We start from the raw sequence: 19037 nt of genomic DNA, 5'->3' as shown, positions 1-19037 counted from the left end.
TCATTGTACACTAAGTCTATCAAATCGAGGAGGTTTTTTCTTATGAAAATCTATCAAGCAAACATCGTGCCACTTAACGAAAAGGCAATCGGCACCGCCGCTCACGGGACTGCGCTGTTCACCATCAACGGCGACAGCCTGACTATCAACATCGAAATGTTTGACACCCCAGCCAGCTTACAACACTGGGAACATTTCCACGGCTTCCCAGATGGCAAGGCCGCTGAAATCGCAACCAGCGCCCAGGACGTGAACCACGATGGCTTCGTGGACCTCCCCGAAACCGGTGCCGTCTCCGGGACGACCATGGTGCCGTTCAACGACGCGCCACACGAAATGGACATCCCCAACGACGAATACCCCGTCGCAGATGCCAACGGCTACTTCGCCTACACCAAGGTCGTGCCGCTAGCCGCTTTGGACAAGAAGTTCAAGGAGACCTTCAACGATAGCGAGCTCGAACTCGACAAGCGGGTCATCTACATCCACGGGGTCACCGACGATGTCGCCCTGCCAGACACGGTTGAAGGCGCGGTCGGCCACTACTCTACCCACGTCACCTTGCCAATCGCTGTCGGCAAGATCGTGGCGCTCTAATGTCGCGGCGCCGGGCAAAAGCGGCAGTCGCCACCCTGTACTACGCGGTGGTCTTGATTCTCGTCGCGACCCATCAGGATATGCTCGCCATGTGGGGGATGGCCGTTGGTATGGTCATCGGCGCTGGCGAACAGCTTTTTCAAAAAGATGACTAAATGTCAAAAGAGAGTGGGATAAAAGGCGATTAGCCGGCGAGCATTAAGGCTGATCACCGAATAATCCCGGGCTTGGATTGTTTGGTGATCAGGTTTAAGCGGAACCGGCTGCCTTTTGGCGCACGTTTCAGCTATATAAAGATAAAACGAAAGGAGCCGTGGCCATCGTCACAGCTCCTCTTTTGTTTACCTAAAAATTAGCAGGTGAAAGTCGTTGTCCGCGTCATCGTGGAAACTGGCCGCTTACCGTGCGCGACAGCACACTGTCATGCTGGTGCGCAACCCACACTAGTTACTCGTCCCCGGCGCATCGTTCAAATACCAGGTCAGCGTGCCGGCATAGGCGTTGGCCGTACTACCGGTATAGATATTCGGCTTGGCGTCCAGGTAGATGCCCGCGGGCACATTGCTCGTGTAGGCTTTTCCATTTTGCGTCCAGTCCTTGGCGGCGTCAATCGACTCCCCGGACCGCGTGCCCGAAGCGACCGGCACGGCATTACCCGCATCTAATTTGGTCACATTGCCGCTCCCGTCTTCGTAGACCACGTCGCCACTCAGCGTGTGGCCACTGCTATCGGTCATCGCGGAGGCGGTGGCGCTCAGGTACCACGGCGAACCGGTCGCACGAGAATCAGAAATGTTGACATGGTACGTTCCTGGCGCAAACAGGGTCGACTGCGCGGGCACGGCCAACGTCGCCCCCGCCCCGAAGATCAGTTCACTCAGGTCGACAAATTGCAGTTCACCTAAACCTCGGGTCACGGAAATGGCAGCCGGCGTGGTGCTCTTGTCGCCATTGCTGTCGGCGGCGTTCAGATTGACCGTCTGCGTGCCACCAGCCGTCAACGTCGTCAGGTCGTCGGCCGTGCTAAACGCTAGTCCGTCGCCGGCCTGCGTCAACGGCGTGGTGTCACCTTGCTTGGTGACATGTAGATTTGCTTGGTCGGCCAGCCATGCCGCAATGTCTGCGGACGACTTGCCGGCAATGTGGGCCGCCCAATCATCAGGCGAAATCGTCAAGGTCGTGCTCGCGGGCGAGATGTCCAGCGGCACGGTGGCGACGACGTTGGCGGTAGCGGACTTGGAATCACCGAATTGGTTGTACTCGGTGACTTTGATGGTGCTCGGATCGCCAAGACTCTTTAGCGTGGTGCTGCCCAGATCAAACTTGTACGTCCCGTCGGACTGAACCGTGGTTTTGTAATCTCCTGCTTTGATATTTCCACCGGTAAGCATGGCCGTTAACCCCGCATCACCAGTCCCTTCGACCGTCGTACTTGACGAAGGAATATCATTTCCCTTGTTAATCGTCACGCCCGCTAAGGCACTCGTATTATCGTTATTTGCAGTTAACGTAATTGACTTATAGTAATCCATGATATTAATGTTAAACAAATCACTCTTAGCACCGTAGTCAAACCCAATATAGATTGGCAAACTGGGACTAACACCTAAGTCAGTGAAATCTACAGGAATCGTAATATAACTTGACGGCGCCTGTGCAACTGTATTACCAGAACTCAATGACCACATTTTTGGAGAATCCGTATTCAGCGTCGTTACCGTTGACCCGTCATAAGTGGTGACATCAGCATAAAATTTGGTAAATTGAGAATCAGAATAGTAATCGGTCTTGATTGTGGCATTCCCTGAAAATGAAACATAAATATGCTTTGTCGCACTGGTAATTCGCCCATTAACAACGCCATCAGCTGTGACATTATCAAGCGTAGGGTATGATGCACGAAATCCTTTACTATCATCATCAATAAAGTTTGGCGTTTGCTCGTATGACCCTTGGGCACCAATTAGACTAGTCCCCGGCTGGGCAGCATAGCCAGTCGTTACACCCACACCAACGCCCAGCCCCACAAAGGCCAGCAACAAGCCAAGCTGTCGTAAAATTTTCTTCAACTTCATCTCGGCTCACTCCCTCTCCTTCAGTAGCCGTGCCTGGTGATAGACAATCAACGATAACATCAAGACCGTTAAGAGCAACAGGCCAAAGACACTCATCAAGAAGACTCGCGACTCGCTAGTCTGTGGTAGTCGTCCGGCAATCAAATCTGCCGAACCGGCCTTGACCATGGTGACCACGGCGCCGGGAGCTGATTTTTTCTTGGCTGGCTGACGATTATTTACTGACTGATCAGCATCGTTTCCAGCTGTGGTGGGCTTATCTCCACTAGGAACATTGCCATCGCCTTCATCAGCGTGATTACCAGCAGTCAATCGAGCCAGATTGGCGTTGCCCACAATGTAGACGCTGGTTCGAGTCGTCCCACCGGTACCACTCACTGTCTTGGCAAGCGCTGGCGTTCCTGCACCAACACCGATCATCAACGTGAGCACCAAAACCAATTGCATGACCAACTTTTTCATGACCAACGCCCCCCTTTCGCAGTCACTATTCGGCCGCCTCCTCGTCATCACGACGACGGCGACGAATCAAGTAGATAATTAACAAAATCAGTAAAATCAAAATTAACATTCCCAGAGCACCCAAACCAATCAACAGCCAGATGTTAATCCCCGGATTGTCGACCGAATCGGCATTATACTTGTCGGCTTGTGCCTTGGTAATCGCAAAGTTACGGTCAAAGACCCAGGTCCGGTCCCGGTTCTTCACTACCATGTGTAGGCGATAATGGCCAGCGTCTAAGGCCGTCTTCCCATAGAGCATGGGGTAGCTAAACGTTGTGTTCGGCGCCATTTGCACGTTTTCTTGCTTCAAATCCTTGATGACTTGGCCGCCGTCACGATTGGTGATTGTCGTCGTCATTTTCAAATTCGGAACGATAGTCGCCGTCGGGTTCTTGAGATTGGCGATGACCCCACGGTGGTAATTACTGATGCCAGCGCCCACTTTACCGAGCGTCAAATTTCCTGCCGGGACCTTGCCCATGACATATTCCATGCCCACAACATAGGCATACTTGTTCCGAACATTACTGGCTCCCTTAACGTTGCTAGTGACTTTAGTATTGAGCCGTTCAAAGTACCAGCCACCCAAGATAATGCCATTAAATTTCTGATCCCGGGGAACCTGCACCTTAGTCGTCATAACCCGGCTCTTCCTAGCTGGAATCGTCACGGTCTTAGCACCTTGCACCTTACTAATATCACTCATCTTATACTGCAACGACGAATCAAACTTTTGCGGCTGATTCGTGTAATCAATCGTTCCGCCAGAGTTCGTCCACGCCGTATGAATAGCCGATTTTATTTTGATAGCTTGATCGGTCACATTGTACAGACGTACGCGCAACGTCTGCGTTTGCCCTGGTTTCATTCGCAACTCAAAGAACGACTGACGTTTATCAATCTGATTCTTGGGAATCAACGCCTTCACGCTATATCCAATATCATTAGTGGCTGTCGCTGCCCGCCCCAAAACTGGCAATGAAAGTCCCACCAATAGACTCAAACACACGACAATGATGAGTCGAAACTTCTTCAATCCTTGCATACTAAATCCCGCCTTACCCTAGTTAGACTTTTAGTTGCTATATCAGTTCGTCGACATAGCATATGTAGGCGAAAAAGGTGTTCATTTCAACCCAATGGACACCCTTTAATCGCAACTCAAAATTTATTTAGCTGGTTCAACTGGTGTGTCATTCAAAGTCCAAGTCAAGTTACCATTGTAGGTACCTGTATTCGTATTAGGACCCACGTTATTCAATTCGATATTCTTGGGATTCAACTGGAATGACGTTTGACCAGCACCGTTATCAGCAGTAGCTTGATAAATAGTCTGCGCTGTTGCCGTTTCGGTAGGAACGCTGACGGCATTCGCCGAGATACCGTTTTCACTTGCGGAATTATTGATCTCCGTTCCAGTACCGAAGTCAACAGTTGCCCCTTTTAATGTATTTGTATTTGAATTACTATTGGTCGTATCTGTCATTGGGCTACTAGAAACGGTGACATACCAGCCAGCGCTAGTCCCACGGGTGTCAGAGAGTTCAGTGACAAAGTTTGGATTGACTTGCTCATCGTCGGTAAAACTTCCCGTGCTGATCTTGCTAGCCGGCATTGACGGTTGAACACCACTGGAAACGGCTTCAGCACTACCAAAGTCGATTGAATCCGTGACATATAGGAAGTTTAAGCCACCAGTCGTATCCGTATTGGTCACCCCATTACCGCCATTGTCCCCTGTAGATGGGGTGCTTGGATTACTTGGATCAACTGGGTCAACTACTGATTTAGGTGCAGTGAAAGCTGCTTGTGTCTTCGTGTTCCCAGTCGTTCCTGTAACCTCAGCCGCGTTAGCCGCAACGGGTGCAACAGTCCCCAACAATAATGCACTTGCTAATAAAATACTGCTTACTGTCTTCTTCATCATGATGTAACGCACTCCTTTGTTTGATAAGTCCCAACACTTAGTGACAAACAATACCCTGTAATCTAAACTACCTGGTTCCCAAGACCAAGCACCTCAATTATTTAGATTACCTCAAGAATTGCAACGGCCATTAATGGTTGTTACGCTTCTTTAAGTATGTAACAACGTTATTATAGGGCCGATGACTGGGGTTGTAAATATTATCACGGGACAAAACGTAAAATTGGCGTATTAATCATGAAAACGTTTGTAAGGCTATTGTATCAACTGATAGGCGTATATATTGGTGTTATTTACACCCGTATCTTTTTATATAGCCCCCGTACTCATGCGATTTAAGCCGGATTTTCAAAATACGATAGGCCCTCAATCGTCTATCCCCGTAGGCGTTAACCGGGTTCTGTTGGCAACCGTTTTCACAATACTAATCTTGTAAAAGGTTGGATGGCGTATCACTTTATTAAACCGGTTTATGCGTCAAATCCGACTTTTGGTTCCCAGTCAACAAAAAGGCGTCCCCACACCACGATTACCCGTGAGTTAGTACGCCAACTTGCCAAAGCTATTTCATTGTTTAGGCGGTTGTGTCGTTGATGCCCGCACTGACCGAGCCGGGCAATTCAGACTGGTCACTAGTCATTTAACAGTTGCTGCAACAAGTCACGGGTCGCCTCTCGCCGCTGCTCACGCTCATCTGCTAGCAACAACACGTATTGTTGCAGTGCCGACAGCGTGGCCGCTTCTTACTGACTGGACAACCTCATCAAAAATGACGGACCCACTCATCTTAAAGCGATGAGCGGATCCGCCATTTTTAGCATCATACGCCTAAGGTTTTTAATTGCTAATATCACTGCCCACAGAACCTGGGGCATTGGTTAACTGCCAGGAAATTGTTCCCTGGTATTGCATCGTATCGCCGCCCGCGTATACCGTTGGCAGTGCATCAATGTAGAGGCCCGTCGCGGGATCGGTGAGACCTTGATTTTTCGTGGACCATTTGCTGGCCGTGTTTTGCGGGTAAGTCGTCTTCCGGTCTCGTACACCGGTAGCAACTTGAACCGCATTGGCCATGGACTCCTTTTCCCCATCGGCATCGACGTAGACCATGTGTCCTGCCAACTTCCGGCCATCAGTTGAGGTCAAGTCAGTCGCCTGGGCCATCACGTACCACGGCGTCCCACTCGCTTGAGTATCGCTGATTGAGATATCCGGTTGAGTCGTCGGTGCAAATAGCATCTCCTGACTAGGCACCGCGACTGAACCAAATTCAAGCGTTGGGCTGATAGACGTAAAACTCAGCGCTCCGTCAGTCCGCGTCAACGTGATATCCGCCGTATCAACGGTCGAGATATTCGCTGAATTCGTCGCCCCAATCTTAACGGTCAGACTGTTGCCATTTGCCAGATCAGCAATCTGGGTCGCTAAATCAGTTTGATCAGATTTCAAGGTCACATCGCTCAAGTTATACTGGTCGCCCAAATACGACACCGTAATGCCTGCCTGTTGGGCAATCCATTTTAGAATGTCGCTGTCGCTCTTGCCGGCAATGTTGTCTTCTAAAGTATCTGGGTCGATGCTTAGTGCCTGTTTATTCGTAGTAATATCCAGAACCGGAATGACATTTGCAACGGCGCCAACAGCGTCCCCGGTATCATTATACTCCTGTACACCAACTGTCTTCTTACTCGTCAATTTACCAACATAGTCGGGCAAGTCAAATTCAAATTTACCATCCGAACCAATTTGACTATCGTACACAACTTCTTTGCCGTTTGTATCAGTTATCGTCAGCTCAATATCTAACCCGGGATAACCCACCCCTGTAATCTTTTTATCGGATCCTTTAATGTTCCGGACGTTCCCCGTAGTTGGATCGTTGGTCGTGATGGTAGAGTCAATATACATTTTGGGATCAGTCGTCAGAGAACCCCCACCCCACTCTCTTTCAAGCTCAGCATCCTCAAGGAGTTCAGCAAACTTTAGATAATCAGTCTTTGACGAATTTTGATAAGTCACAGCAAAGCCAACGTTTAACGGAATGAGGTTCTGAATCCGCGACAAATCAACATCAATCTCATAGTAGCTATCTAATGCTGTGCTGACCGTTGTGGGAAAAAGTACCGTGCTCGTTCCTAAATTAAGGACTTTCGTACCATTCCGAACGAACGGCTTGACACTCGTAATATTAGACCCACTTTGTGCCAAAAACCTACCTGATATTGAAATATAGATTTTAGTCGTCTTATTTGTGACCCGACCGTTTGGTGACAGATTATTGGCCGCAATTGGCGCTGCTAATTTTGGGTAGTCTGCAACAAGCGACCAGTCAATAGGATCCGAATCCCCTACAGGGGTCACATGCGGCTTATAGAACGCACTCTGCGTATTCACCGCACGAGCTCCCGCCGGCAATGTCGCCGCGCGTGCCGGTAGTACCAGGGTTCCCAGACCAAAAACGACAGCCAGGAACAAGCCAAGCTGAATTATCCATTTACCTAGCTTCATCTTGACTCACTCCCTCTCTCGTAATAAGCGGGCTTGCCAGTAAACGATTGCCGCCAGAATCACGACGAGCAACAACAAAATACCGACCATATCCGCCAGTAATGACTGCACTTCGTTGGTTTGGGGTAGCCGCCCGGCAAGCATGTCCGCGGCAGCAGCCTTGGCTGCCCACAAGCCGTGCTTTCGTGGTTGGGCTACTGAGGTGTTAGGCGTTGTTGCGGTCGCGCCTGCTCGGCCGTTTTGGGTTCGCTGAGTTCCCCCACTACGCCCATGACGTTCGGCAGTATCCGCCGCGGATGGTATTTTCATCGGTGTCTTGCCGGTCGGAATCTCATCATCAGCCGTCCCGGTCACGGAGCTACCAGTAAAGGTAATTCCCACTTGCGTTTCCCCGCGACTGACCACATTATCGGCGAGCGCTGAAGTTCCCAGGCTTAGCACGCAAGCCAGCGTGAGCACCAACATCAGTTTCATGATAAATTTTTTCATGACCAACGCTCCCCCTTTCAGGTAGATGGTCTAAGATTCAGCCTGCTCCTGCTCATCTTGTTTTTTCTTATTGCGCCGGATCAAGTAGATGATTAAGAGAATCAAGAGAATGAGCACTAACATCCCCAGCGCCCCTAGCGCCAGCACCAGCCACAGATTAATCCCAGAATTCTCGACCGAACCGCGGTTGAATTGCGCGGCCTGCTTAGCCGTAATCGTGAAGTTACGGTCAAATACCCAGGTCCGATCCGTGTTCTTCACTACCATGTGGAGGTGGTAGTTACCGGCTTTTAATTCTTCTTTGCCAAAGTAAATGGGGTACCGGAACGTGGTATTCGGGGCCATTTGGACATTGTCCTTCGTGGCTTGCTTGACTAGCTTATTGCCATTGCGATTCGTGATGGTCGTCTTCATTTTAAGGTCGGGAATGATGACCGCTTTAGGATTCCGCAAGTCAGCGAAGACTCCGCGGTGATAATCACCTAAGCCAGCGGCGACCTTGCCTAATTTCAAATCAGGAAACGGCGTCTGACTGCCCATGGTGTACTTCATTCCCACCACGTAAGAATAGCTATTCCGGAGGTTGCTAGCTCCCTTGACGTTACCCGTGACCTGGTGATCGATTCGTTTAAAGTACCAGCCACCTAGAATGACCCCGTTAAACGCAGTCGTTGGCATCTTGACCTTAGCCGTCACCACGCGGGACTTGCCCGCTGGAATCGTCACTGTCGATTTTCCTTGGAGCTTACTGATGTCACTCATCTTGTACTTGAGCGACGAATCAAATGACTTGGCCGGCTTAACGTATTCGATCGCACCGGCACTACTGGTCCACGCCGTATGAATGGCCGTTTGGACCTTGATGCTTTGGTTGGTCACGTTGTAGATTCGGACCTGCAAATTCTCCGTCTGCCCCGACTTCATTTTCAAATCGAAGAAAGAGTTCTTCTTGTTGATCTGATTTTTGGGGATCGCGGCTTTCACGCTATACCCAACTTCGTTTTCCCCAGCGGCCTGTGCGACTGCGGTGAGTCCCCAGCCACCTAAAATCAAGCTAAAAACTGCTAAAACGATAAACTGAATCCGTTTAATACCTTGCATCCTTACACCCCTGACTACCCTAGTTAGTTTTAATTTGTCGTTCATGTTACCGACTTATGTAAGGTAAAAAGGTGCTCATCCTTCACCAAATGAACACCCATTTACCGCGTAATGCAATTATTCAGCTGGCGTATCACTCAACGTCCAGTTAATGTTCCCAGAATAAGTGACGCCACCTTTAACGTTGGCTGGAATCGAGCTTAATTGAATGTCGCCTGGATCCATTTGGAAAGTCGTGGTCAACATCCCACTGTTTTCCTTTGCCCCGTAAATGGGTTGTGTGGAAGTACCATCCGTCGTCATATCAGTAACGGCACTTTGCGTGATGCCGCTTTCTGTATCAGAACTACTCTTGATTGTTGCGGCCTTCTTACTGTTGAGGTTCAACAGGGCACCCTTCAACGTGTTATCGCCATTTGAAGTACTGTCAGTCTTACCATCAACCGTCATCGGGTCAGCACTAAGGCTAATGGACCAGCCAGCGTTGGTACCCCGAGTATCGGTGACTTCAGTCAGTAAGTTCTTATTGTTTGCAATGGCTGTACCGGTTCCAGTAGACCGCGTGTTGTCGATACTTTCGGCCGTTGCTTTAGTCGTTTGGGTCGAGACATCATGTGTCCCGAAGTTAATTCCATTAGAAACGTACAGCAAAGCCAAGTCCCCTGCTGGATTATCTGGGTCAACATCGACCCCACCTTTGTCACCAGGATCCGTCGTACCAGGATTATCTGGATCGACTGGATCAGTCGTTGCGGCTGGCTTGTTAAAACTAATGGATCCGGTAGTCTTCCCAGTCATGCTCCCCGTGTTAGTTGCCGCATTGGCCGCCACTGGCGCGATGGAACCGAGTAACAACGCACTGGCTAACAAAATACTACTAATAGATTTCTTCATAAAGAATGCACCCCTCTGTATTGGTTATTCCAAAAACTGACAAACCCTTAAGCACCATACGATAGTCGTTGTCACTCATCCAATTTCCAGCCGTTCCCAAGTAACGACTCCACATATAGGATCAGCGGCGGCAAACATGTAACGTTTGCTTAACTATGTAACAACAACATTATAAGTCCAAATTATGAACATGTAAACCTTTTTCCGGAAATAATCATTAACTTTTTTAAATAAAACTTAAAATCCCTTTAACGCCGGCATTCCGGTATTGATAGCGGTTTTAAATTAATGTGAATTAACTCGCAATCAAATAATTGGACAACAGATTTTTTATTTTGTCTAACAAACGACAATATTCGTTATTATCACGATAATGCCTATCGTGACAGTATCTGCCGTCCTAGTGAGTGGTGGACAACCATTAACACTGTATATGGTGACTAAAAACAACCCCTAAACTATTAGGGGTTGTTTTATTTAAAAAATAACGAATAGACTCGACCGTATGATGCAAATTTTAGAACAGTAAAAAAAGTCAGTGACCCGGAATCCCTCGCCGTCACTGGCTTTTCACTAATCCTCTAACAATTTCTGAACCAACGCATGTGTCACATTTTGCCGCTCGGCCCGCTTATCCGCTAGCAATAAATAATACTGTTGCAGAGCCGACAACGTGGCCGCTTCCGTCGCGGCAGGTAAGGCGTACAGCCGGTGATAGGCCGTGGCCACCGCCGGAAAGTCGGGGTGGCTGTGGGCCAACTGCCGCAGCTGGGCGGTGGTCACGTGATTCTTCTTGGCGGGCACCCAGCCGGTTTGGGGCTGAACGGCCAGGCGGTGGGCGAAGGCCCGTCGCACGGCTGCCGGCCAAGTTGCGGGCACCGGTTGCCCCGCGGACAAGCGCTCACGGATCGTCAGGCAATCCTTAAAGACTGCGGCGGGAACTTGGCGTCCCTCCCATGGCTGACGCAACTGGTCGAGACGCGCCTGGCGCTGATCGTGAGTCCAGTCAAATCCCACCGCGGCATTGAACAAGTCATCATCCCAATCGCGCTGGCGTTGATGTGCCAATTGCCGACTCAAGCGGTCGACGTCGGCCACCAGGTACCGCGGCACGATTTGTAGGCGGGTGGCGGTAATTTGGTGTTGCCGGTCAAATTCCGTGGCCATCACACCCAGCTGATAGGAATTGACCAGCTTTTTAAGTTGTGGTGGCAGGATGACCTGCGCCAACTGGGCCTTGAACTCAGCTAAAGGCAGGTGTTGCACGATTAATTCGGCCACCCGCTGCAAAGTCGTTTGGTACGGTGCGGAGGCGCGTAAGGCCTGGACCGCCGCGCTTTCTTGGTGCTGGGCGTGGTCCCAGGCGGCCTGAGCCTCTTCTTCAGCCAGTTGACGTTCCCGGTCAGCCCGACGCTGGGCAGCTCGTTTGGCCGCAACCGCGGCCTCGTGGTCCAGAGTGGTCAGGGTATCGTATTCACTGAGGTATGGCTGGAGTTGCGTTTCCGGCAAAGTCGTCTGGCGGTGTTGCAAATACCCGGTCACCGTGTGCGCCGTTCCGCTGTGGACCCAACGCTGACGGCGATGATGCGTGGCTGGCAAATGGGGCAAGGCTGCCGGGTCCCACAAGATTTCGGGGACCTGCGGATAATGGGCGGTCAGGACATCGTACTGAGCGACCGCGTGGATGTTGTCCTCGGTGGTGATGGTCATCAGGTATTGCATCTCGTCGCTCATGAACTTCTTCACGCATTCCGAGCCCACGATAATCTTGTGGCCGTTGGCGCGCAACACCACGTGGTATTCGTAGCGCACCGGCTTGTGGCACAGGGCACAGTGACGCCAGTCCAGGCGCTGATTGCTGGGATTGATCACGTAGGGAGAATCCGCCAGCAATTTCCACGCCGTACTGCTCAGCTTCAACCAATCCACCCGCTGTTCCAGCAACGCCGCCCGGGCCGAACGGGTCAAGAAGTCACTGCTGTCCTTGATGGTCGGGTGGTCGCGCAACAGCGGCATCAACCGCGTCAACGCCGGTAGGTCCAGGGCCTGCTGACTCAATTGTAGGAACCGGTTTTCCGCCGGCGTTAAAATCGTGGTTGCCATGTTCTCCGTCCTCTCTGCAAAATTGCGTTCTTTTAGTTTAGCATATTTTAGGTGGAATGGGAACGTATGTTTTCAAATATCGTTGGTCCAAGCCCTTGCCGTTGCCCGACTCAGGCGCCTAGTTTCACCAATTTCAGATATTAGAACACCGTCTTTGCGGCAATCAGCGCGGTCCCACCCAGATTTGGCGAGCCGGAGGCAGCCAGATTCAACAGACGCCGGCCGACGCTAGTTCTCCGCAATCCAAGCCCGCAGCGCCACGCCGGTCCGGGACTGGTCCACCTTGACGGCTTCGCGGGGCGTGCCGCTGTACTGAATCTGGCCACCGTAGCGGCCGGCGTCGGGACCGACGTCGATCAGCCAGTCCGCCTGGCCAATGACAGCCAGGTTGTGTTCGATGATGATCAGGGAATTGCCGGCGGCCACCAGGGCGTTGAACAGCTTCAACAAACGGTCCGTGTCCTGCAAATGCAGGCCGGCCGTGGGTTCGTCCAACAGGTAAACGGTCCCCTGTTTGCCCAGTTCCACGGCCAATTTCAACCGCTGGAGTTCGCCACCCGACAGTGTCGTCAGGGGTTGAGCCAGCGTCAAATAGCCCAGGCCGACGCGGTCCAAGTTGCCCAATTGACTGGCTAATTTGGGCGTATCGGCGAAGAAGTCCTTGGCCACCTTGACCGACAGTTGGAGCACCTCAGCGATATTTTTGCCCTGATACGTGTACTGCAAGGCCTCATCACTGTAGCGTTTACCGTGACACAGCTCGCAGGTCTGCACGACCGGGTCCATGAAAGCCATATTGGTGATGGTGACGCCCTTCCCCTTGCACCGCGGGCAGGCGCCCTTGCCGTTGTAGCTGAACAGGCTGGTGCCCACCCGATTGTTGGCGTTACTGAACAATTTGCGAATCTCATCCAAGATGCCCAAATACGTGGCCGGCGTCGAGCGAATGTTGATGCCCACGGGCGCCTGGGCCAAGTCGATGTAGTCGTCTTTGAGCTGGCCCTTGAGCGCGGTGACCAGCGAGGACTTCCCGGAACCGGCGACCCCGGAGATGACCGTCATAACGCCCAGGGGCACGTCCACGTCGACGTCCTTCAGGTTGTTTTGGGTAACGTGGCGCAGCGGCAAAGTCCCCGTCGGCTGCCGTTCAGCGCCCCAGTGGTGCGGTTGCCGCAGCCATTTTCCCGTCAACGAATCCGACGCCAACAGCTCGGGATAGGTCCCGGTAAACGTCACGGTCCCGCCGCCTTGGCCGGCCAGTGGGCCCATTTCGACCACGTAATCGGCGAAATCGATCATCGCCGGATTGTGCTCGACCACCAGAATCGTGTTGCCCTTATCCTTCAACCGGGTCAACGCCTGCTTGACCAGCTGGATGTCGTGGGGATGTAAGCCGACGCTGGGTTCGTCCAAAATGTAGACCATGTCGACCAACGCGCTGGTCAGGTACTTGGCAATCTTGATGCGTTGGGCTTCCCCGCCGGATAGCGAACTGGTCCCGCGGTCGAGCGTCAAATACCCCAGGCCAATATCGACCAGTGACTGAATCTTGGTGGTCAGCTCCCGCACGACGTCGGTGGCCAACGGTTCGGTGATGCCGCGCAAGAATGCCAACACGTGGTTCAGGTCCATGGCCGTGACGTCGGCGATGTTCTTGCCGTTGATGTGGTTGGTTAAGACCGCCGCCCGCAACCGCGTTCCGTGACAGGTGGGACACGGCTTGCGGGTCACGATTTCCGCAATGGCCTCGCGGTGGTGTTCGGCTTCCTTCTTGCCAATCACCGACCGGCGAATTCGCGGCACGACGCCTTCATACAACGCCGTGCGTGGGAAACCTTCGCCGGGATGGGCCAGCTTCTGTTGCGGCGCGTGCATCAACATTTCGTATTCTTCCGGCGTGTAGTCCTTGATGGGCTTGTCGTCATCGAACAACCCGCTGGTCGCGTACCGCCGCCACCGCCACGTATCGGGACCGAAGCTGACAAACGTGATGGCGCCTTGATTCAACGACTTTTCCGGGTCGATCAGCTTGGACTCGTCGATGTCGTCCACGTAGCCGAGGCCCTGGCAGTCCGGGCACATCCCCTGCGGCAAGTTAAACGAAAACGTGTCGGAATACCCGATAAATGGCTTACCAATCCGTGAAAATAACAGCCGCATCAACGAGTAGATCCCGGTGTACGTCGCCAACGTCGAGCGGGCATTCTTGCCCAAGCGTTGTTGCTCGATCACGATGGCGACCGGCAGATGCTCGATGTCGCCGACGTGCGGTTGCCCGTATTTAGGCAAATACTGTTGCGTAAAGCTGGGGAACGTCTCGTTCAATTCCCGCCGTGACGCCGCCGCAATCGTGTCGAACACCAGCGACGATTTCCCCGACCCCGACAGGCCCACGAACACCGTGGTTTGGTATTTGGGCACGCGTAAATTAACGTGCTGCAGGTTATTTTGCGTGGCATCCTTGATGTCGATAAAGCCTTTTTCAAATGTTGGTTGCATCCCAGTACCCCTCTCGTTTTTTCGTTGCGAAACACTACCAATTCACCTTAACATATTCTAATTTTTTGTGGGCGACCGTGACTCGGTTGTTCTAAAGGTCACAATCAAACCTCTCCAAAAAAGTGACCGAAAAGGCTATAATTTGACGTGTAGAACTATTTGAAGGAGGAAATCTTTTATGTCTTTATTTAAACGTCATCCCCTCAACTTACCGGCAGCCATCATCGCTGGCGGTGCGGCGGGTATCGTCTCTGGATTAGTCAAGCTCGGCTGGGAAAACGTCTTGCCACCCCGCACGGCAGCCCGCGACGCCACCAACCCACCGCAGACTCTGCTGGAACAATTCGGCATTCCCAAGCAAGTCACCCACGCCACTTATACTTATTCTGGCCACCAACTGCCTTGGGTCAGTTACGTCATTCATTTCGGCTTCTCGACTACCTTTGCCGTGCTTTACCAAATCATCGGCGAAAAGATTCCGGCCGTGAAAAAAGACGCCGGTACCTGGTTCGGCCTGGCCATCTGGGTCGCCTTTCACCTGGGCATCATGCCAGCCATGGGCACCGTGCCGTCCGCAGCCGACCAGCCTAAGGAAGAACACGTCTCCGAAGCCCTCGGCCACATCGCCTGGATGGTCACCAACGACCTGGTCGGCGCCGAAGTCTACCGGCGCCTGACCCAGGAAAGTCGCCGGCACTAGCAAACGTCACACCAACGCCTCCGGCTGTCAGGGATTCTGCCTGCTAACCATTGTGAAAACTGTCCGCCTACCGCGGCGCGCCAAATGCGTTGGAACGCTGTGGGCGGACGCACCGAGCCTGAAGTGCGGTCTCGGTACTCGCTTTGAGCCGAAGCCCGCGTCTCAAAGACGCCATTTCCCTAACCGACTTCGTCGCTAAGGGAAATCCTACGGCTGAACGCATTTGGCGCGCCACTCACGACTACGGTTGAGCAACCCAGCAACAGTCCTACGTCAATACTTTGGCCCAGTTGTCAACTTGCGATGGCCACTTTTCTGAGGGTGACCAGCAACTGGACCTTTTGGTTACGAACAATGGTTAGTCTCGCCGATAACGTTAGTCAAACGCGTTACGTTGCCTAGCCGGAGACTGGCAGGGGCGGAGCCGGCTGTGACGACGGTGTTAGCTGGCGTTTTGTGCCAGGTTACACCGTGGGACGACTTGAGAGACTGGTGATTTTTACCAGGCTTTCAAGCGAGGCGGAAGACCGCACTTTGGCTGGGGCCGGTCCCCATAGCAGGCGGAACCCCTGCCAGGCGCAGGCGACCCGCACTTATTTTACCAACCCATCAGAATGAGAACTTAAGGGGGAATACCCATTGAACAAACCTTGGCAAACCAAGTGGCCCGAGCGGATTAGCTACGGCCTCAGTGATGCCGCCGATAACTTGGTCTTTCAAATGATGACCACCTACCTGCTCTTCTTTTACACCGACGTCTACGGCTTGTCCGCCAGTGCTGCCGCGATTTTATTTATCGTGGCGCGCCTCGCCGATGTGGTGGAAAGCCTGATTATCGGCTTGATGATTGACCGGACCCATTCCAAATGGGGCAAGAGCCGGCCATTCTTTCTGTGGTACGCGCTGCCGTACGTGATTTTTGCCATTTTAACCTTCGTCACTCCGCCGTTTGGCGATACCGGCAAGCTCATCTGGGCCTACGTCACCTACCTGGGGCTGGGTTTCTTCTACACGGCCGTCAACCTGCCCATCACGTCGATTCTGCCGACCATGACGCAAAACGAATCAGAAATGACCCTGCTGGGCGTGATTCGCCAATTTGGTGGCAGCTCCGTGCAAATCATTGTGGCGGTCTTCACGTTACCGCTGGTCGCCTTCTTCGGTCACGGCAACCAGCAACAAGGCTTTCTGCTCACAATCGCCCTCTTCGGCCTGATTTCATTGGTCCTGATCCTCAACACCTTCATTCACGTGCGCGAGCGGTTCACCAATCCGGAGAAATCCCACCAATCCTGGTCCGCCGTCAGCAAGATGTTGCGGCAAAACAAGCCGTGGCTGGTGATTTCCACGGTCATCCTGTTGTACTGGTTGACCACGGCCATCAAGAACCAGACCACAATCTATTATTTCAAATACATCCAACACAGTGAAAAATTGGTGCCGCTAGCCAATGGCTTCACCTTCGCGGCGCTGATTGGCGTCGTCTTAATTATCAAGGGCGCTGACATCTGGGGCAAAAAGGCTACTATGCAACGCGGCATCTTAACGGCCGGAAGTGGCCAACTCGTTTTGACGCTGGGAGTCATGACCAACCAGCTGGGCATCATCTTTGCCGGTATCCTGCTCAATGCCGTGGGCGGTGGTCTGATCATTGGCTTGGTCTCCATCATGATTGCCGACACGATTCGCTACGGCATGGCGCTGGGCATTCAAGCGGAGGGCATCTTGGCCTCCACGGATGACTTCGGCGTCAACGTCGGCTTGGGTCTGGGCGGCCTGGTCACCGCCGGGCTGTTCCACCTGTCCGGCTACGTGGCCAACCACCAGCAAAACGTCGCCACCCAACACACCATCATCCTCAACTACGCCTGGATTCCCCTGACCCTGTACATCGTGATGTTCGTGGTCCTGTGGTTCTACAACGAAAAAGAACTGCAGGCCACCATCAAGGGTGCTTAAAAAGAGTGGGCCAACAGGCGGTTAACTGGCGAGCATTAACGGTGATAGGCGGATAATCCCGGTCTTGGATTATTTGCCTATCAGTGTTAAGCGGAACCAGTTGCCTGTTGGCGCACGTTTCGACTATGAGGCCACTTTGAGACATGGTTTGCGGCTCAAAGCGAGGTAGCGAGACCGCCTTTTGGCTCGACCCGCCCCAGCGTTCCAACCCACACTTGGCGAACGGTAGGCAGACAGTTCGGATTGTGTGGCTGAAAACGACTACTTTTGACGTCACGAGTCGCATGATCACAGTGGTTCCAGCTAATTTTCGTCTTTCAATCTTCAAAATATTAAATAGTCCGCTCCCCGTCGCCAATTAATCAATGGTGACGAGGACGGGCTATTTTAGATTAATTCGCCAAAAATCTAAACTGCTTCAAGTCAATCAAGACCCCATTCAATAATTTTTAATTTACACCGTTTAATGTAGTGGAATGGTATAATAAAATTAATTACATAGAAAGTCAGGTGGCTAAAATGTTTAGCTCTGTTCGTAAAATAATTACGATCATTTTCGCTTTAGTATCGTTTGGTATCATTTTTAACACCAGCCCAGTTTTGGCAGATAATACATCCTCAAGCCAGGCTGATTCAAATACTGCTGATAACCAAGTTACAATAAGTGGTATCCAAATGCCCTACACCACCTTCGTCTCAAAATCTGGCGAACGCCAAAAACATTATTGGCTGCCTAATTCCGAAGATCCAGTGACCGTGAAAAATATTCTCGATAATAAATATGACGAAAATTTAGTCAATTCTTACAAGGATGACCCAATTTACAAAGATGCGGCTGCTACAATCATCACTATTCTACAAACTTGTGTATGGACCTATTGGGAAAATCCTGTCACTATTACTCCCAACGAAACATTGTTAGATGCTGTACAAACAATGATGTCACCGAATAACTACCTTGATAATATAATTTATCAAGTCTGCCTCACTCGCGATTTTTTTCGCTATCAAATCGGAGTGCCATTTTCTCTAATACAACCGGATTATGATAAGTACTTAAAATCTGGGCCAGAACGCGACACAGTGAAGAGCGACCTGTACTGGCCCCTGTCAAGTTGTCATTCGAAATAATATAAAATGGACGTTTACCCTAAGCGGCTTCATTCCAGTATTCTACTGGGGTGAGGCCGTTTCTTTCTGGGGAACGATCCAAGTAATTGAAGTAGTGGATACCTTCGTTTACCAGCTTCACAAGCTCTTCATACGTGTTTGGCATTGGATGACGTTCCATCCAATGCGCTTTAAATTCATTCCACCAACGCTCCATTGGCGCATTGTCATAAGGTGTTCCTGGTCGAGACATACTGCGCATCACTTTGTGTCCTGTCAAAAAGTGATTGAAGGCTTTGGCAGTATAAGCAGCCCCACGATCCGTATGGATCAGTGGGTGCACATCACCGGCTTGTTCAAAGGCCTGTTTAAAAACCTGAATCTCTGCTGCCGCTGTCTCTGTAGTACTCAAAAATGAAGCGATTAATCTTCGACCACACAAATCTAAGACACCACTGAGTCGGATTTTGAACTGACCTTTTGGCCCGTATGACAATTCAGTTGAATCCGCAAGCCAAACCTGGTTGGGGCCGGCGACCTTAAAGTTACGATTCAAAACATTGTCCTGAAT

16 protein-coding genes are annotated in these 19037 nt (G+C 51.6%); 5 read left to right on the top strand and 11 right to left on the bottom strand.

Annotated elements, in window-relative coordinates:
* The first annotated feature begins 42 nt into the window (after positions 1-42).
* Positions 43-597, top strand: coding sequence for a hypothetical protein (locus tag EGT51_RS02550; RefSeq protein ID WP_135367239.1), 555 nt, complete (start codon positions 43-45; stop codon positions 595-597).
* Positions 597-752: a hypothetical protein gene (locus tag EGT51_RS12900; protein WP_167850124.1), complete on the top strand. Its 156-nt coding sequence runs from the start codon at positions 597-599 to the stop codon at positions 750-752. Before EGT51_RS02550 ends, EGT51_RS12900 begins: the two co-directional genes overlap by 1 nt.
* 288 nt (positions 753-1040) lie before the next feature.
* Here EGT51_RS12900 and EGT51_RS02545 read toward each other — a convergent pair whose 3' ends face one another.
* The 10 genes from EGT51_RS02545 to EGT51_RS02500 all read right to left on the bottom strand — a co-directional run bounded on the left by EGT51_RS02545 (position 1041) and on the right by EGT51_RS02500 (position 14697).
* Positions 1041-2672: a hypothetical protein gene (locus EGT51_RS02545; protein ID WP_135367238.1), complete on the bottom strand. Its 1632-nt coding sequence runs from the start codon at positions 2670-2672 to the stop codon at positions 1041-1043.
* 6 nt (positions 2673-2678) lie between these two features.
* The gene (locus tag EGT51_RS02540) at positions 2679-3134 is read right to left on the bottom strand and encodes a hypothetical protein (RefSeq protein ID WP_135367237.1); all 456 of its coding nucleotides are present in this window, start codon (positions 3132-3134) and stop codon (positions 2679-2681) included.
* Positions 3135-3159: 25 nt separating this feature from the next.
* A complete protein-coding gene (locus EGT51_RS02535) occupies positions 3160-4221 on the bottom strand; it encodes a DUF916 and DUF3324 domain-containing protein (RefSeq protein ID WP_135367236.1) in 1062 nt (353 codons plus the stop codon).
* A gap of 123 nt (positions 4222-4344) precedes the next feature.
* Complete coding sequence (locus EGT51_RS02530) at positions 4345-5103, bottom strand: WxL domain-containing protein (protein ID WP_135367235.1); 759 nt, start codon at positions 5101-5103, stop codon at positions 4345-4347.
* Between the two features lie 837 nt (positions 5104-5940).
* Complete coding sequence (locus EGT51_RS02525) at positions 5941-7011, bottom strand: hypothetical protein (RefSeq protein ID WP_135367234.1); 1071 nt, start codon at positions 7009-7011, stop codon at positions 5941-5943.
* 606 nt (positions 7012-7617) lie between these two features.
* Positions 7618-8100 carry a hypothetical protein gene (locus EGT51_RS02520; RefSeq protein ID WP_135367233.1) on the bottom strand — a complete coding sequence of 161 codons (483 nt, stop codon included), beginning with the start codon at positions 8098-8100 and terminating at the stop codon, positions 7618-7620.
* Positions 8101-8130: 30 nt separating this feature from the next.
* Complete coding sequence (locus EGT51_RS02515) at positions 8131-9201, bottom strand: DUF916 and DUF3324 domain-containing protein (RefSeq protein ID WP_135367232.1); 1071 nt, start codon at positions 9199-9201, stop codon at positions 8131-8133.
* Positions 9202-9318: 117 nt separating this feature from the next.
* Complete coding sequence (locus tag EGT51_RS02510) at positions 9319-10095, bottom strand: WxL domain-containing protein (RefSeq protein WP_135367231.1); 777 nt, start codon at positions 10093-10095, stop codon at positions 9319-9321.
* Positions 10096-10668: 573 nt separating this feature from the next.
* Positions 10669-12198, bottom strand: coding sequence for a hypothetical protein (locus EGT51_RS02505; RefSeq protein ID WP_135367230.1), 1530 nt, complete (start codon positions 12196-12198; stop codon positions 10669-10671).
* Between the two features lie 228 nt (positions 12199-12426).
* A complete protein-coding gene (locus EGT51_RS02500; RefSeq protein ID WP_135367229.1) occupies positions 12427-14697 on the bottom strand; it encodes an ATP-binding cassette domain-containing protein in 2271 nt (756 codons plus the stop codon).
* A gap of 178 nt (positions 14698-14875) precedes the next feature.
* Here EGT51_RS02500 and EGT51_RS02495 point away from each other — a divergent pair, with 178 nt between their 5' ends.
* The 3 genes from EGT51_RS02495 (at position 14876) to EGT51_RS02485 (ending at position 18487) form a co-directional block, all read left to right on the top strand.
* Positions 14876-15397 (top strand): DUF1440 domain-containing protein, encoded by a 522-nt coding sequence (locus tag EGT51_RS02495; protein ID WP_135367228.1) that lies wholly within the window; start codon positions 14876-14878, stop codon positions 15395-15397.
* 639 nt (positions 15398-16036) lie between these two features.
* Complete coding sequence (locus EGT51_RS02490; protein ID WP_135367227.1) at positions 16037-17356, top strand: MFS transporter; 1320 nt, start codon at positions 16037-16039, stop codon at positions 17354-17356.
* A 519-nt stretch (positions 17357-17875) separates the two neighbouring features.
* Positions 17876-18487 carry a hypothetical protein gene (locus EGT51_RS02485; protein ID WP_135367226.1) on the top strand — a complete coding sequence of 204 codons (612 nt, stop codon included), beginning with the start codon at positions 17876-17878 and terminating at the stop codon, positions 18485-18487.
* A gap of 19 nt (positions 18488-18506) precedes the next feature.
* Here the strand turns inward: EGT51_RS02485 and EGT51_RS02480 are convergent.
* The coding region (locus EGT51_RS02480; protein ID WP_167850123.1) for a DDE-type integrase/transposase/recombinase at positions 18507-19037 on the bottom strand (531 nt) is incomplete at its 5' end.

This window comes from Levilactobacillus suantsaiihabitans (genome assembly GCF_004745505.1).
Classification (GTDB): Bacteria; Bacillota; Bacilli; order Lactobacillales; family Lactobacillaceae; genus Levilactobacillus; species Levilactobacillus suantsaiihabitans.
This window is presented reverse-complemented; position numbering and strand designations above follow the sequence as displayed.